The organism is Halalkalicoccus sp. CG83 (assembly GCF_037081715.1).
GTDB classification, from domain to species: domain Archaea; phylum Halobacteriota; class Halobacteria; order Halobacteriales; family Halalkalicoccaceae; genus Halalkalicoccus; species Halalkalicoccus ordinarius.
The window spans coordinates 943,875-957,746 of the sequence record NZ_JAZDDH010000001.1 but is presented as its reverse complement, the minus strand read 5'-3'; the positions used below and the strand labels follow the sequence as shown (position 1 = coordinate 957,746).

Sequence of the window (13,872 nt, the reverse complement as noted above, 5' to 3'; positions counted from 1 at the left end):
ACCATGGTTACTGCATACGTCATGATCAAGGCGAACACGGGAGAGGCCGACCGACTCCGGGACTCGGTCGAGGAGATCGAGGGCGTCGAGAGCGCCCACATCGTCGCCGGTGACGTCGACATCATCGCGAAACTCGACGTCGACTCGCCGGCACGGGTGAAGGAGATCGCTGCCGACGGGATTCAGGGGATCTCCGGCGTCGAGGACACCCAGACGTACATCGCGATGGACTAAACCGGCCCGCCCTCGTCGTAGTTCTGCGTCGCCCGATCCAGCAGCGACGCGGCCGGTTCCCGGTAGTCGTAGCCCGGAATCAGCCCCTGCATCCACGTCCCCTCGACGTACTCGACCAGCGCCTTCGCGTTCTCGGCCGCGCGATCGGGACGGTCGCTGGTGAACGTCATCTCGACGCGTACCGACTCGCCCTCGCGGCGCACCTCGGGGACGATCGGCTCCAGCCCCCGGCCGGCCTGGTGGGGTTCCTCCAGACGGCGCTCGAACGTCTCGAACCAGCCCTCCTCGACCACCTCGGCGACCGTCTCGCCCTCCACGACGGCGTCGAGGGTCGGCGGGGTGACGATCACCCGGTAGCTGACGCCCTCTCCGTCCGCCGTGGTCTGGGTCCGAACGCGCGAACCGAGGGGCGTGGTCGTCACCGCGTACCCCTCCGCCTCGGCCTCGAACGCCTCGTGGCCGTCGAACGCTCGCTCCATGTCGTCTGCGTGGGTCACGTCGGAGGGAGGGGATCCGCGAGTAAGGGGGTTGTGCTTACGCGTTCTCGTCGTCGGGGCTTCTGGCCGCGCCCATCGTGTCGACGTCGTAGTTCTCGCGTTCGTCGATCCCCCGGAGGCGCTGGTCGATCCGCGTCTCGAGGTCGTCGGCGCGCTCCTCGTCGACCTCGCCGGCCTCGCGCAGTTCCCGTAGCTCCTCGCGGGCGCGTTCGAGCTGCTCGTGGGCCCGCTCGTCGTCGGTAGTGTCGATCGCGTCACCCAGCGTCGCCTCGATCTCGTCGAGTGAGTCGGCCATACCGGGGGATCGATCCGCGCGTCCCTATAGATGGGGGATCGACCCCGAAGAGGAGAACGAGCAGCGCCCCCTCGAAGTCGAACGACCGCCTGGTCGCTTTCACCGCCCCGCCGGTTCGGAAGAACACTCTTCTACGCCAGCACCGAACGGCGCCGTATGACGGACACCGCCTGGGACGCCGTCGACAGGGCCATCGTCCACCGGCTCCAGCAGAACGCCCGAACCACGATCACGGACGTCGCGGAGGCGGTGAACGTCTCCGACAACACGGTCCGCAACCGGATCCGACGGCTCGAGGAACGGGGAGTCATCCGGGGCTACCGCGTCGACGTCGACTACAACCGGATCGGCGTGCAGCACCACTACCAGTTCGTCTGCACGGCGAGCGTGAGCGAGCGCGAGGCCCTGGCCGACGAGGCCCTCGAGGTTCCTGGCGTGATCGAGGTCCGTACGCTCATGACCGGGACGCGGAACGTCTACGTCACGGCCGCGGGCTCCGACAACGACGACATCACCCGGATCGCGATGGCGCTCGACCAGTTGGGGCTGGGGATCGAAGAGGAGGACCTCATCCGATCCCAGACCCACCAGCCCCTCGACGGCTTCCGTCGACAGGAGAACCAGTAGCAGACTTCGAGAAACGCAGTCCTCTTATACTGAAGGATAAGTTTTTATAATTATTGATGCTATGGGAGGTGATGAAACGCAGTCGGTCGGTCGAGACCACCCTGACCGAAGACGTCAACGCGAGCGAGAGGATCCTACGGACCATCGCCGGCGTGGAGGGAATGGACCCGATCGAACTCACCCCGCCGCTCTACTCGGTCGTCGACCCCGAGGCGCTTGACGCGTTCGTCGAGTCGCTTGGCGAGCGATCGGGATGGATCGAGTTCGATTACCGAGGCTACCAGGTGACCGTCGACGGCGCCGGCGGCGTCAGCGTTCACCTCGTAGATGCGGACGAGACGAGCGGGCCCTGAGCCTCGACGCAGCCGGTCCGGAACCCGACGTCCATCCGTCGCCCGATTCGCCGAAGGGGAGATCCGATCGTGACAGATCTCCGTACACCACCGTTTTGTGAGTCCGTCGGATAGGTCTCGACATGGTCGACTCACGCGCGCAGGGCGGTAACCCGTCTCGCTCCGTCGGACTCCGGAGTGCTGCGTCCGGCTGGCCGGCATCTCGATCCGGCCGAAGGACGGTCGTCCTCCCACGCCGACCGACGGACGTCGGAGGAATCGAATGGTAGACGTCGCGTTCTCGGTTGGGGGGATCCTCCTCGCGCTCTTTCTGGTGATCCTGAACGGCTTCTTCGTCGCCTCCGAGTTCGCCTTCGTGCGGATCCGCTCGACCACCGTCGAGACGCTCGTCGAGGAGGGAAGGACGGGCGCCGCCGTGCTGGAGGAGGCCGTCGACAACCTCGACGACTACCTCGCGACCACGCAGCTCGGGATCACGATCGCCTCGCTCGGACTGGGCTGGGTCGGGGAGCCGGCCATGGCGGCGCTCATCGAGCCGGTTCTCGAGTCGTTCCTCCCCGAAAGCGCGATCTCCCTCGTCGCGTTCGCGGTCGGATTCGGGTTCATCACCTTCCTCCACGTCGTCTTCGGGGAGCTGGCGCCGAAGACGATCGCCATCCAGAAGGCCGAGCGGATCTCGCTGCTGGTCGCCCCGCCGATGAAGTTCTTCTACTACCTGTTCCTCCCGGGGATCATCGTGTTCAACGGCACCGCCAACTTCTTCACCCGGATGGTGGGCGTCTCGCCCGCCTCGGAGACCGACGAGACGCTCAGCGAGGAGGAGATCCTGCTGGTGCTCGGGCGGTCGGGCCAGCAAGGCGCCGTCGACAAGGAGGAGGTCGAGATGATCGAGCGCGTCTTCGATCTGGACGACACCGCCGTCAGACAGGTCATGATCCCGCGTCCTGACGTAGTGAGCGTCCCCGCCGATCTCACCCTCTCGGAGCTCCGCTCGACCATCGTCGAGTCGGGTCACACCCGTTATCCCGTTCTGGACCCCGAGAACGACGACGAGATCGTCGGGTTCGTCGACGTGAAGGACGTACTGGGGGCGACCGAGGCCGGCAGGGACGGGTCCACGGCCCGCGACCTCGCCCGCGATCTGATCATCATTCCGGAGACGGGCCGAATCGACGACCTGCTCGAGGGGTTCCAACGCGACCGGAGCCAGATGGCCGCGGTGATCGACGAGTGGGGTGCCTTCGAGGGGATCGTGACGATCGAGGACGTCGTCGAGGAGCTCGTCGGCGACCTCCAGGACCAGTTCGACGTCGACGACCACGAACCCTCGATCGAGCGTCTCGACGGCGCGTACCTCATCGACGGAGGCGTCTCGATCACGACGGTCAACGAGGCGCTGGACGCCGAGTTCGAGCGGACGGAGTTCGAGACCATCGGAGGGCTGGTGTTCGATCGACTGGGTCGTGCGCCCGAGGTCGACGACGCCGTCTCGGTGAACGGCTACCGGCTGACGGTCGAGGGCGTCGACGGGGCACGGATCTCCTCGGTCGTGGTCCAGGAGGAGTCCGCGGGGGCCGAGGAGTCGGATTCGTCCGGTTAGCGGATCCAGTCGGTCGCCGAGTCCGTTCGGATGCTCGACGGCGCGCACACCGCGGGGGAAACCGTCCCGAACGGCCGCCGGTTCCGTGGACCGTCCACCCAGGATGCGCGATCGTGTCATCCCAGATAACGTCCTACACGAGGTCGTACCATCACGAAGCGGCTCGACTGCGTGATCGAGGGGTGCCATGCGATCATCGGGGTGAGAACGAGGAGACGGTCATGGCACGAGCCGGAGCAGACGCCGAGGAGGCGCACCCCGAACTCGACCTCGACGAGGAGACGACGGAGACGACCAGATCCGCCATTCAGGACGTCTGAGCGTCCGATCATCCCGACCGAGGACGACGGACGGCGACGAGAACGGAGACTCGTTGCTCCCCGTCAAGAACGGAAGCGACGGACGGACCGGAGCCGCTCGAGGACCCGATACCCACCCCGCGACTTCCCGGCGGACGCCCTCGCCCTCGTCCTCGTTCCAGTCTCTCGACGTCGAGCGAACTCGCCCTCCTCACTCCCCTCCTCGGGCAGCGACCAGTTCGGTTTCGAGCCGGACGGCGTTGGTGACGTTGTCCATCAACGGCGAGGTGGCCTCGACTCGCTGCCGGAGTTCGGCGAGTTCCTCCTCCGATGCGTCCGCGTCCACGTGGACGGTACAGCTCACGGAGTCGTACCCCGCGCGGACCTCCTCGTCGATGCCGAGGAATCCCCGAAGGTCGACGTCGCCTTCGAGCTCGAACCTCAGTTCGTCGAGTTCGATGTCCATGGCCGCGGCGTTCGCCGCGTAACCGACGCTCAGACACGAGCCGATGGCGGCGAGCAGGAGCTCTACTGCGTTTGGCGCCGTTCGTTTCCCGAGGATCTGTTCCGGTTCGTCCCCCTCGATTCTGAACTCCCGGGTGTGGATTCGTTCTCCGGCCTGATCGAAGTCGTCGATCGACGTCACACACTGCAGGCCGTCGGTCCACTCGGTCTCCGCACGGAACCTGAACCGACCGGCCGCCGGTTCCTCGGTTATCGTTTCGACCGCTCGGCCGAGCTGCGCTACGTCTACTCCGTTCTTAATTGACATGGTCCCTCGTCCCTCCGCGAACGCCGGCCGGACCCGGGTCGATCGTCCGATCCGTGCGGTCGCCGTACGGGAGCCCGATCTCCGGATCTCCCGCTAGATCACCACGAGCGGGAGGAGGATGTAGGCATCCCCTGGGATCCGTGCAGCCGACGAACGGCGGGCATCGGCTGCAACTGAGATCCCCGGCCGAACGGACGGGCGGTTCGCGTGTCGGTCGGTACGTCGACCGGGTCCGAGGTACGGGCACTGGAGGCGGCGATGCGGCGACGAGCCGTGGACGGAACGTGCCCCTTGACCGCGGTCATCCGTACCGACTCGGTCACTCCGCGACCATCTCGCGAGCGAGCGGTCGCGCCTCGCGTCGATGGGACTCATAGGTTGACTCGGCCCACTCGCGTACCTCCGGTGCGTCGGTATCGAACAGCACTCGTACGATCCCGCTGTCGGGATCGTATCCGCTGATCCCGACTCGGTGCTCGAAGATGCTGATCCCGTAGGCCGGCACGTCGTCGTGCAACAGAACGGTGAGGTTGCCGCCGTCGAGGGGGTCGGAACAGTGCTCGGGATAGCTCGAGAGGACGCGGCGGGCGACGCTGGGTGGATCGATGATCTCCGTCCGCATACCGTCGACGATCCGTTGGCGGAGTTCGTCACGACACGGTTCCAGCAGGGCGACGTCGAACCCGACGAAGCGAAACCGCTCCGACTCCTGGAGCAGCGACACGAATCGGTTCACCGGGCAGTACGGGTCGTCGACCTCGGCGACCGTCACGACCGCGTCGGAGGTCGTCTCGATGCTGAGACCGATCCCCTCGATCGGGAGCAGATGCCAGACGTCGCGTAGCTCCTGTTCGGTCTCGATTCGGTCGATCAGTTCCCTCATTCCCGCAGCCACGAATCCACCCAGTTGCGTCGCCTCGTACCGGTGCCCCTCCCTCCGTATCCACCGGCGCCTCTCGAACTCACGCAGCATGCGCCCGATCGTGGACCGTGACGCTCCGGTCATCGAGCGGAGTTCTCCTCTGGTTCGAGGTCGTTCAGTCAGCGCATCGAGCGATGTAACGCGGTGTTCGGATCTCGCCAGGAACTCGATCTCGTCGAGCGGTGACTCTCTGGTACTTGGTGTCATGATGGACGTACGAGTATATCACTATTAGCCGTTCGGTTTTCCGGGAAAAGAGGTTCTTCACTCGAGACGGTTGGACGGGCCCCGCCTTCCCCGTCGGGATCGGCCAGTGACTCCGCTCGAGGCGTAGCCGTCCATCGCGTTCGAGGGGAGTCGACCACCAGCGGCCGGAACGCCGGGTGAGGGCTTCCCGGGGACGCCACTCTCCGGCCGAGCGACACTCTTCTACCATCTAATGGTAACGAAAGGATTTCATTGCCATTTTGGGGCAACACTTATCCGTCTCAGGACCCTCCCTCTGAATGCGAACCGGGCGTCGCACCCACGAGCGAACCATCGACGCCCGACCGAAACGCTACAACACACTAACCATGACGAACGCAACCACACCGATCCAGGCCGCCTTCGAGATGCAGCGAGAATCGATCAAGCAGACCCAGCAGCTCTTCGAGCAGAGCCTCGAACTCCAGCAGAACGCCCTCGAGGCGTTCATGCACAACGGCATCAGCGCCCAGCGATCCGCCCAGAAACAGGGTACCGAGCTCTTCCAGCAGCTCGCCAACGCCCAGTACGACGCCATCGAGTCGGCCGTCGACGAGGACGAGATCCGCTCGGCGGTGGACGAGCAGTTCGAGCAGAACGCTCGACTCACCCAGCAGCTCCTGAACGCCCAGTTCGAGCAGGGCGCCGAACTCATCCAGCAGCTGTTCAACGCGCAGTACGACGCCGTCGAGTCGGCCGTCGACGACGAGCAGTTCCGCTCGGCGATGAACAGCCAGCTCTACGACTTCGAGGCCGCCCAGGAGGAGGCCTGGGACGAGTTCGAGTCCGAGTTCGTCGCGGCCTTCAAGGAACTGGGCGCTCAGCAGCAGCGCGTAGTCGCCCAGTCGGTCGACACGTTCCTCGACGCCCAGCAGGACGCCGAGCAGCAGACGATCCAGGGCGTCCAGCAGGCTCAGAACGCCGCCCAGACCGCCCAGCAGCAGACGCAGCAGGTCGCCGAGACCGCTCAGCAGCAGGGCGAGCAGGTCGCCCAGACGGTCCAGCAGCAGACCCAGCAGGTCGCCGAGAGTGCGGCCGAGGGTGCAGAGGAGATCGCCGAGGAGAGCGCCGAAGCGGCCGAACAGCAGACAGAGGTCCAGGTCGACGCCGCCGAGGACGTCGCAAGCGAGAGCGCGGACGTCGACATCGACGTCGAAGACGAGGACGACGGTCAGGAGCTCGAGTCCATCGAGGGCCTCGGCCCGACGTACGCCGACCGACTCCGCCAGTACGGCATCCAGTCGGTCGAGCACCTGGCGCAGGCCGACGGCGAGACGGTCGCCGACGCCGCCGAGATCTCCGAGGAGCGCGCGGGCGAGTGGATCACCAGCGCGCAGTCCCAGGCCTAATCCGACACGCGCGAGCTTCGCTCCCTCGACCGGGACGACACACCGTTCTTCTTATACTTCAGCGGATAGCGGCCGCTCTCGATCCCGGATCGGTTTTCGATCGGTCTCGAATCGATTCGGTTCGCGAACCAGCGATCCCGGGAACGATCCCGAACACGTGTTGAAGCTACCGGCTTGCCGCCTCATTCGCCGATCGGTTCTGGCCCGTCGTCGTTCGAGAGCTCAGTACGATGTCCTCGGTTCCATCAGGAATCGATCCGGGCGATCCTGACGGTCGGACCTACTTCTCACCACCGCCGAACAGATCAGCGAACGCGTCGGCGAACCACCGTTCCGTACCCGAGAACGAGTCCTCGTCGCCTCTCTTCCTCTTGAACTCCTCGTACGTCAACAGCGCCCGGCTCTCGCCGACGTTGGCGCCCGCCAATGCCCCGATACCCGCGACCGTACCCGCGGCCTCCCGACTCACCAAGCCGCCGACCGCCGCGCCGATTGCCGCACCAATGGCTGCGTACTTCGCACGGTTCAGCCGCCGCCTGAGACGATCCATCATGTGCCGTCTTCGCGGAGCGGATGGTTAAACGTGTCCTCTGATGGAACTCCTCCCCCGTCTCGCGGGGTCACGCGACGGTGGCTCTCGGACACCTCGCTCGAGAGTGCCGTGGGGGGCGGTCTCAGGCCGTCGACGGGAGATCCGCCGCACGGATGATGAGCCGTACTCGCGACACGCGGTGCGGTTGCTCGCGGACCTACCGTGGTAGCCCACTATACGTCTCCGGAATCGGTATTATATTACAGACGATGTTTTACAATATTATTGATATCCTTCTAACAAAAATACCAAGTATGGGACGGCGCTACCGTCTGATACGTAGTGCAATGACATATCACATCGGTCGGCGAACGGTACTGAAGGGGGTTGCAGGGACCGGACTTACACTGACCGTCAGCGGGATCGCGTCGGCTAACGAACGGACTCGATATCTGGTGCGGGTCGGACGGGATCGTGCCGCTGACCGTATAGAACGAGCAGGATACGAGATCCGAAACGAACTGGCGGCGGGTGAGGTGCTACTCGTAGAGGGTCCTGAGGATAGTCAGGACGACCTGCGGAACGTCCGCGGCGTGCAAATCGCCATACCCGACTTCGAAGTCCGGCTCGAGGACCCCATCGGAGAGCAGGAAGCCGGGGTCACTCGAGACCGGCCGGAGTACTGGGACCTCCAGTGGGACAAGCACGTCACCGACGTCGAACAAGCCCACGACATCGCAACCGGCGACGGAACGACCATCGCCATCCTCGATACGGGAATCGACCATACCCATCCCGACCTTGGGAACGTCAACGTCGAGAAAAGCCGCTCCGTCTACGGCGGCGAACTCCGTCAACATACCGGAGACCCACATTACCACGGTACACACGTTGCCGGTATCGCAGCCGGGACCGGCGAGGAAGGTATCCTCGGAACGGCACCGGATGCCGAACTCATCTCGCTCCGTGTCTTCACGTTTGGGGAGGAGGAACAGCCCGATTTCTGGAGCGACCTTCTGCTCGCGCTCGAATACGCAGCGGACCAGGGAGCCGATGCTGCGAACATGAGTATCGGGACGCTTGAGACGCTTCCGCCACAGGTGAACGCCGGCGGTGTTCGAGGCGTCATGCAGCCGGTAATGCACCATGCCACCCGGCAAGGGACGGTGGTCGTCGCAAGCGCCGGCAACCACGGTGAAAGCCTCCAGCAGGGAGGCACCTTCACGATCCCCAACAGCCTCTCCGGCGTCATGAGCGTCAGTGCGACCGGTCCGAACGACGAACTCGTCTTCTACTCGAACTGGGGAACCAACGAGATCGACGTCGGCGCCCCCGGTGGCGGATACGAAACCCTGGAGAGAACGCTCGATCCGGAGGCAGACGTCGACTGGCCGTACCCGACGAATCTCGTGCTGTCGTCGTTACCGACTGCGGAGGGGGATCCGCGAGTTCCGGGCCGGTACGGATATCTCGGTGGGACGTCGATGGCAGCCCCACAGGTGGTCGGCGCTGTCGCATTGGTGAAGGACGCACATCCCGACCTGAACGCCAAACAGGTCGAAAACGCGATCAAGCAAGGAGCAGACCTCGTTAGAGGACGCGGCGATTCGGAACTCGGCGCCGGACGGCTGAACGCTCACGACGCACTAGAGTGAGGTCCGATCGACCCGTCTTCTGTTCTTAGACTACCGTCGAGATGATTTGAACCCCGCGAGACGGTCGGCCTCGCTCCGCTCGGCCGCTGCGGCTCGCCTGCTCAAATCCCGCGTAACGACTTCACGGCTCGCGGGGGTGGTGAGCACACGCTCGCTTTGCTCGCGGTGCTCACCGAGTTGCTCGCCGTAGAAGTGCGCTGGCTGGGATTTGAACCCAGGTTGTGACCATGGCAAGGTCACGTGATACCACTACACTACCAGCGCCCTGTTGCACGCTTCGGTAGTCCGGAGGCGAGTATAAGGCTTGCGAATCCCGGATGCCGATGCGGGGGCGTCGTCGCTCGGTTTCCAGCGTGTTCGGGCGTGTGAAACGCACGCAGCCGTACGCGAAAACGCCATCCTTTTAGGGTCCCGTACGATATCTTCGTCACAGTCTAGTGGCGAGGCGCGAAAGTGGCTGGCATGACCGTCAGCATACTCGTGCCGTCATCGCTGGTCCGGGAGGCCGAGGACAAACGCGAGGCGACTCGCAAACTCGGCTACGTCGCCCGCGCGGCGACCGTCTTCCGGGCGGACCGCCTGTGTGTCTTCCCCGATCGCGATGGGGAACGCAGGTGGGGTGGCGGGTTCGTCGAAACCGTACTCGCGTACGCCGCAACGCCCCCCTATCTCCGAAAGGAGGTATGGGATACGCGGGACGAACTGGAGTATGCGGGCGTCCTGCCCCCGCTTCGCGCCACGCCACGGACCGGCTCCGGATCGGACGATTCGGGGTCGTTAAGACAGGGAATCGTGACCGAGGTCGGACCTGAAGGGCGCGTACGGGTCAATTGCGGACTGCAACACCCACTCTCGCTCCTCACGCCTTCCGGAATGGAGGTCGAGGAGGGGGAACGCGTGACCGTCAGGATATCTTCGCGACGACCGGTCCGTGCGAAGCTCGAGGACCGGCCCCTCCCGGGGCTGGCCGTCGAGCGCACGGACCTTCCGGCAGCGCTCGGCCGTCCGGACGCGGGCGTCCGCATCGCCACCTCTCGCCTCGGCGAGAGGCTGACGATCGAGCGACTGGGGACGCTCTCGGCGCGCATCCAACGCGACGGAACGACCGTCGCGTTCGGCGCGCCGGGCCGCGGGCTGCCGGAGATGCTCGGAGTGGAGGCCGAACGTGTTGCCGCCGGCGACGGGTCGGCGGAGGCCGTCGAACTCGGATCGGACGCACCCGATCGGTTCGACCTTTGGCTCAACACGATCCCAAACCAGGGCAGCGAGACGGTGCGAACGGAGGAGGCGATGTTCGCGTCGCTCGCCTGCCTGACGCTCACGGAGTGAGACAATGCCACAACCAAGCAGACCACGCAAAGGCTCGTTGGGGTTCGGTCCACGAAAGCGCGCGACGGGCGAAGTCCCGCGCTTCAACTCGTGGCCGGACGATGACGGACAGCCAGCGCTTCAGGGATTCGCCGGCTACAAGGCCGGTATGAGCCACGTGGTGATGGTCAACGACGAGGCCAACTCGCCGTTGGAAGGGACCGAGCAGACGGTCCCCGTCACCATCGTGGAGACCCCGCCCATGCGGGCGGTCGCCCTGCGCGCGTACGAAGACACGCCATACGGGATGCAGCCCAGCGTCGAGGTGTGGGCCGAGGAGTTCGACGACGAGCTCCACCGCGTCCTCGATCTCCCCGAGGAGGCCGACGGTTCGGCCCGCGGGGAGCTCGAGGAGGCCCTCGAGGAGGGGCGGATCGACGACGTCCGCCTCATCACCCATACCTCGCCTGCAGGGATCAAGAGCGTGCCCAAGAAGAAGCCCGACGTGATGGAGACACGCGTCGGCGGCGGCTCGATCGACGAGCGCGCCGAGTTCGCGCTCGAGCTGCTCGACGCCGACGGGACACACGAGATGACCGACGTGTTCCGCGCCGGCGAGTACCTCGACGCGAGCGGCGTCACGAAGGGTAAGGGTACGCAGGGTCCCGTCAAGCGATGGGGTGTCCAGAAGCGAAAGGGCAAACACGCCCGCCAGGGCTGGCGCCGTCGGATCGGCAACCTCGGCCCGTGGAACCCCTCGCGGGTTCGCTCGACCGTCCCCCAGCAGGGTCAGACCGGCTACCACCAGCGCACCGAACTGAACAAACGCCTCCTCGCCGTCGGCGAGGAGGACGACGTCAACCCGGACGGCGGGTTCGTCAACTACGGCGAGGTCAGCGGCCCGTACGCACTGATCAAGGGCTCGCTGCCCGGACCGGACAGACGCCTGCTCCGGTTCCGGCCGGCGGTCCGGCCCAACGACCAGCCACGACTGGACCCCGAGGTCCGGTACGTATCGACCAGCTCGAACCAGGGATAACCAATGCAAGCGAAAACGATCGACCTGGACGGAAACGAGGCGGGCGAGATCGATCTCCCGGAGGTCTTCGAGACGACCTACCGGCCGGATCTGATCAAACGCGCCGTGCTCGCCGCCCAGGCCAACAGAACACAGGACTACGGTAGCGACCCGTTCGCCGGCAAGCGGACGTCGGCGGAGTCGCTCGGCACCGGCCGCGGGATGGCCCGCGTCCCCCGCTCGAACGGACAGGGCCGACGCGTTCCGCAGGCCGTCGGCGGCCGGCGGGCCCACCCGCCGAAGGCCGAGAAGGACCGCACGCAGAAGGTGAACAAGAAGGAGCGACAGCTCGCCGTCCGCTCGGCGATCGCCGCCACCGCGGACGCCGAGCTGGTGGCCGAGCGCGGCCACCGCTTCGAGGAGGACGTCGAGCTGCCGCTGGTCGTCAGCGACGAGTTCGAGGAGCTCCTGAAGACCAAGGAGGTCGTCGCGTTCCTCGAGAGCGTCGGCCTCCACGCCGACGTCGAGCGCGCCGACGAGGGCCGGAAGGTCCGCGCGGGCCAGGGCAAGACCCGCGGACGCAAGTACAAGGAGCCCTCGTCGATCCTCTTCGTCACCTCGAGCGAGGCCGGCCCCTCGAAGGCCGCACGCAACCTCGCCGGGGTCGACGTGGCGACGGCCCGCGAGGTCGGCGCCGAGGACCTCGCGCCGGGGACCCACCCGGGTCGGCTGACCGTATGGACCGAGAGCGCGATCGAGGAGGTGGCCGACCGATGACGGTCCAGCACCCCCTCATCACGGAGAAGGCGATGAACGACATGGACTTCGAGAACAAGCTCCAGTTCATCGTCGACCTCGACGCCACCAAGCCGGAGATCCGCGAGGACATCTCGGAGCGCTACGACGTGACCGTAACGAAGGTCAACACACAGATCACCATGAACGGAACCAAGAAGGCGACCGTGCGGCTGTCGGAGGACGACGACGCACAGGACGTCGCCTCGCGAATCGGGGTGTTTTAGATGGGGCGACGAATCCAGGGCCAACGGCGCGGTCGAGGCGGCTCGACGTTCCGTGCGCCCTCGCACCGCTACAAGGCGAACCTCTCGCACCGACGCGCGGAGGGCGACGTGCTCACCGGCACCGTCGTCGGCATCGAGCACGACCCCGCACGGTCGGCGCCGATCGCCGACGTCGAGTTCGAGGACGGCGACCGCCGGCTGATCCTCGTCACCGAGGGCGTCGGCACCGGCGACGAGATCCAGATCGGCATCAGCGCGGAGATCAAGCCCGGCAACACGCTGCCGCTGGCGGAGATCCCCGAGGGCGTGCCGGTCTGTAACGTCGAGTCGAAGCCGGGCGACGGCGGGAAGTTCGCCCGTTCGAGCGGCGTCAACGCGACGCTGATCACCCACGACCGCAAGGCCGCGGTCGTCCAGCTCCCTAGCGGGGAGGTCAAACGGCTCTCGCCGCAGTGTCGCGCGACGATCGGCGTCGTCGCCGGCGGCGGACGGACGGAGAAGCCGTTCGTGAAGGCCGGTAACAAGTACCACAAGATGAAGAGCCGCGGTACGAAGTGGCCGAAGGTCCGCGGCGTGGCGATGAACGCCGTCGATCACCCGTTCGGCGGTGGTGGCCGCCAGCACCCCGGTCGGCCCAAGAGCGTCTCGCGCGACGCGCCGCCGGGACGGAAGGTCGGCGACATCTCGTCGCGACGCACGGGCAGAGGTGGTAACAAATGAGTTCATCAGACTTCAGAACCGGCCGTGAAGGTGAGTTCACCTATCGCGGCCACACGCTCGACGAGCTACAGGAGATGTCGCTCGAGGAGGTCGCGGAACTGCTGCCCGCTCGACAGCGGCGAAGCATCGATCGCGGCCTCACCGAGGAGAAGCAGAAGCTGCTCGAGGAGGCCCGCGAGCGCGGCGAGGAGGAGACCGCGAACGATCCGATCCGAACGCACCTGCGGGACATGCCCGTCCTGCCGGCGTTCGTGAACAAGACGTTCTCGGTCCACAACGGCCAGAGCTTCGAGCGCGTCCAGGTCAGACCCGAGATGCTCGGGCACTACCTCGGCGAGTTCCAGCTCACCCGCCAGTCGGTCGAACACGGCCAGGCCGGGATCGGCGCGACCCGTTCCTCGAAGTTCGTGCCACTGAAATGAC

Annotated in this window: 17 protein-coding genes and 1 tRNA gene; 12 read left to right on the top strand and 6 right to left on the bottom strand. The window is 65.9% G+C overall.

Features of this window, described 5'->3' with window-relative positions; genetic code table 11:
* The first annotated feature begins 3 nt into the window (after positions 1-3).
* Positions 4-234, top strand: a complete 231-nt coding sequence (locus V0Z78_RS04910; protein ID WP_336343508.1) for an Lrp/AsnC family transcriptional regulator — start codon at positions 4-6, stop codon at positions 232-234.
* Here V0Z78_RS04910 and V0Z78_RS04905 read toward each other — a convergent pair.
* Positions 231-731 carry a DUF5813 family protein gene (locus V0Z78_RS04905; protein WP_336343507.1) on the bottom strand — a complete coding sequence of 167 codons (501 nt, stop codon included), beginning with the start codon at positions 729-731 and terminating at the stop codon, positions 231-233. The genes V0Z78_RS04910 and V0Z78_RS04905 overlap by 4 nt on opposite strands.
* Before the next feature lie 37 nt (positions 732-768).
* Entirely contained in the window at positions 769-1,026 is a 258-nt protein-coding gene (locus tag V0Z78_RS04900) for a hypothetical protein (protein WP_336343506.1), read from the bottom strand.
* Positions 1,027-1,182: 156 nt separating this feature from the next.
* Between V0Z78_RS04900 and V0Z78_RS04895 the strand changes: the two genes are divergently transcribed.
* The 3 genes from V0Z78_RS04895 to V0Z78_RS04885 all read left to right on the top strand — a co-directional run bounded on the left by V0Z78_RS04895 (position 1,183) and on the right by V0Z78_RS04885 (position 3,606).
* Positions 1,183-1,653 (top strand): Lrp/AsnC family transcriptional regulator, encoded by a 471-nt coding sequence (locus tag V0Z78_RS04895; RefSeq protein WP_336343505.1) that lies wholly within the window; start codon positions 1,183-1,185, stop codon positions 1,651-1,653.
* A gap of 71 nt (positions 1,654-1,724) precedes the next feature.
* Positions 1,725-2,006, top strand: coding sequence for a HalOD1 output domain-containing protein (locus V0Z78_RS04890; protein ID WP_336343504.1), 282 nt, complete (start codon positions 1,725-1,727; stop codon positions 2,004-2,006).
* 262 nt (positions 2,007-2,268) lie between these two features.
* Positions 2,269-3,606 (top strand): hemolysin family protein, encoded by a 1,338-nt coding sequence (locus tag V0Z78_RS04885; RefSeq protein WP_336343503.1) that lies wholly within the window; start codon positions 2,269-2,271, stop codon positions 3,604-3,606.
* A 510-nt stretch (positions 3,607-4,116) separates the two neighbouring features.
* Here the strand turns inward: V0Z78_RS04885 and V0Z78_RS04880 are convergent.
* Both V0Z78_RS04880 and V0Z78_RS04875 read right to left on the bottom strand, forming a co-directional pair.
* A complete protein-coding gene (locus tag V0Z78_RS04880) occupies positions 4,117-4,677 on the bottom strand; it encodes an OsmC family protein (protein ID WP_336343502.1) in 561 nt (186 codons plus the stop codon).
* A 319-nt stretch (positions 4,678-4,996) separates the two neighbouring features.
* Entirely contained in the window at positions 4,997-5,806 is an 810-nt protein-coding gene (locus tag V0Z78_RS04875; RefSeq protein WP_409338673.1) for a helix-turn-helix transcriptional regulator, read from the bottom strand.
* Between the two features lie 299 nt (positions 5,807-6,105).
* Between V0Z78_RS04875 and V0Z78_RS04870 the strand changes: the two genes are divergently transcribed.
* A complete protein-coding gene (locus tag V0Z78_RS04870) occupies positions 6,106-7,194 on the top strand; it encodes a helix-hairpin-helix domain-containing protein (protein WP_336343500.1) in 1,089 nt (362 codons plus the stop codon).
* A gap of 280 nt (positions 7,195-7,474) precedes the next feature.
* Here V0Z78_RS04870 and V0Z78_RS04865 read toward each other — a convergent pair whose 3' ends face one another.
* Positions 7,475-7,747: a hypothetical protein gene (locus V0Z78_RS04865; RefSeq protein WP_336343499.1), complete on the bottom strand. Its 273-nt coding sequence runs from the start codon at positions 7,745-7,747 to the stop codon at positions 7,475-7,477.
* Between the two features lie 155 nt (positions 7,748-7,902).
* On the opposite strand from V0Z78_RS04865, the gene V0Z78_RS04860 reads away from it, so the two are divergent.
* Complete coding sequence (locus V0Z78_RS04860; RefSeq protein ID WP_336343498.1) at positions 7,903-9,381, top strand: S8 family peptidase; 1,479 nt, start codon at positions 7,903-7,905, stop codon at positions 9,379-9,381.
* Positions 9,382-9,574: 193 nt separating this feature from the next.
* On the opposite strand, the gene V0Z78_RS04855 is transcribed toward V0Z78_RS04860, so the two are convergent.
* Positions 9,575-9,645: transfer RNA gene (locus tag V0Z78_RS04855), tRNA-Gly, on the bottom strand.
* A gap of 198 nt (positions 9,646-9,843) precedes the next feature.
* Here V0Z78_RS04855 and V0Z78_RS04850 point away from each other — a divergent pair.
* The 6 genes from V0Z78_RS04850 to V0Z78_RS04825 are packed head-to-tail and all read left to right on the top strand — an operon-like array spanning position 9,844 to position 13,871.
* Positions 9,844-10,710, top strand: coding sequence for an RNA methyltransferase (locus V0Z78_RS04850; protein ID WP_336343497.1), 867 nt, complete (start codon positions 9,844-9,846; stop codon positions 10,708-10,710).
* 4 nt (positions 10,711-10,714) lie between these two features.
* Positions 10,715-11,728 (top strand): 50S ribosomal protein L3, encoded by a 1,014-nt coding sequence (locus V0Z78_RS04845; RefSeq protein WP_336343496.1) that lies wholly within the window; start codon positions 10,715-10,717, stop codon positions 11,726-11,728.
* Between the two features lie 3 nt (positions 11,729-11,731).
* Positions 11,732-12,484: a 50S ribosomal protein L4 gene (rpl4p, locus tag V0Z78_RS04840; protein ID WP_336343495.1), complete on the top strand. Its 753-nt coding sequence runs from the start codon at positions 11,732-11,734 to the stop codon at positions 12,482-12,484.
* Positions 12,481-12,729 (top strand): 50S ribosomal protein L23, encoded by a 249-nt coding sequence (locus V0Z78_RS04835; protein ID WP_336343494.1) that lies wholly within the window; start codon positions 12,481-12,483, stop codon positions 12,727-12,729. Before rpl4p ends, V0Z78_RS04835 begins: the two co-directional genes overlap by 4 nt.
* On the top strand, positions 12,730-13,449 hold the full coding sequence (locus V0Z78_RS04830; protein WP_336343493.1) for a 50S ribosomal protein L2: 720 nt from the start codon (positions 12,730-12,732) through the stop codon (positions 13,447-13,449). It abuts the gene before it with no gap.
* Positions 13,446-13,871, top strand: a complete 426-nt coding sequence (locus V0Z78_RS04825) for a 30S ribosomal protein S19 (protein ID WP_336343492.1) — start codon at positions 13,446-13,448, stop codon at positions 13,869-13,871. The genes V0Z78_RS04830 and V0Z78_RS04825 overlap by 4 nt, the downstream gene beginning before the upstream one ends.
* The last annotated feature ends 1 nt before the right edge of the window (position 13,872 follow it).

What these genes read in the sequence shown, in the direction of transcription:
- V0Z78_RS04895 (WP_336343505.1), top strand. Translation starts at nt 1,183, where the DNA reads ATGACGGACACCGCCTGGGACGCCGTCGACAGGGCCATCGTCCACCGG.
- V0Z78_RS04880 (WP_336343502.1), bottom strand. Translation starts at nt 4,677, where the DNA reads ATGTCAATTAAGAACGGAGTAGACGTAGCGCAGCTCGGCCGAGCGGTC.
- V0Z78_RS04875 (WP_409338673.1), bottom strand. Translation starts at nt 5,806, where the DNA reads ATGACACCAAGTACCAGAGAGTCACCGCTCGACGAGATCGAGTTCCTG.
- V0Z78_RS04885 (WP_336343503.1), top strand. Translation starts at nt 2,269, where the DNA reads ATGGTAGACGTCGCGTTCTCGGTTGGGGGGATCCTCCTCGCGCTCTTT.
- V0Z78_RS04830 (WP_336343493.1), top strand. Translation starts at nt 12,730, where the DNA reads ATGGGGCGACGAATCCAGGGCCAACGGCGCGGTCGAGGCGGCTCGACG.
- rpl4p (WP_336343495.1), top strand. Translation starts at nt 11,732, where the DNA reads ATGCAAGCGAAAACGATCGACCTGGACGGAAACGAGGCGGGCGAGATC.
- V0Z78_RS04910 (WP_336343508.1), top strand. Translation starts at nt 4, where the DNA reads ATGGTTACTGCATACGTCATGATCAAGGCGAACACGGGAGAGGCCGAC.
- V0Z78_RS04900 (WP_336343506.1), bottom strand. Translation starts at nt 1,026, where the DNA reads ATGGCCGACTCACTCGACGAGATCGAGGCGACGCTGGGTGACGCGATC.
- V0Z78_RS04865 (WP_336343499.1), bottom strand. Translation starts at nt 7,747, where the DNA reads ATGATGGATCGTCTCAGGCGGCGGCTGAACCGTGCGAAGTACGCAGCC.
- V0Z78_RS04890 (WP_336343504.1), top strand. Translation starts at nt 1,725, where the DNA reads ATGAAACGCAGTCGGTCGGTCGAGACCACCCTGACCGAAGACGTCAAC.
- V0Z78_RS04850 (WP_336343497.1), top strand. Translation starts at nt 9,844, where the DNA reads ATGACCGTCAGCATACTCGTGCCGTCATCGCTGGTCCGGGAGGCCGAG.
- V0Z78_RS04825 (WP_336343492.1), top strand. Translation starts at nt 13,446, where the DNA reads ATGAGTTCATCAGACTTCAGAACCGGCCGTGAAGGTGAGTTCACCTAT.
- V0Z78_RS04835 (WP_336343494.1), top strand. Translation starts at nt 12,481, where the DNA reads ATGACGGTCCAGCACCCCCTCATCACGGAGAAGGCGATGAACGACATG.
- V0Z78_RS04870 (WP_336343500.1), top strand. Translation starts at nt 6,106, where the DNA reads ATGCGAACCGGGCGTCGCACCCACGAGCGAACCATCGACGCCCGACCG.
- V0Z78_RS04845 (WP_336343496.1), top strand. Translation starts at nt 10,715, where the DNA reads ATGCCACAACCAAGCAGACCACGCAAAGGCTCGTTGGGGTTCGGTCCA.
- V0Z78_RS04860 (WP_336343498.1), top strand. Translation starts at nt 7,903, where the DNA reads ATGAGCCGTACTCGCGACACGCGGTGCGGTTGCTCGCGGACCTACCGT.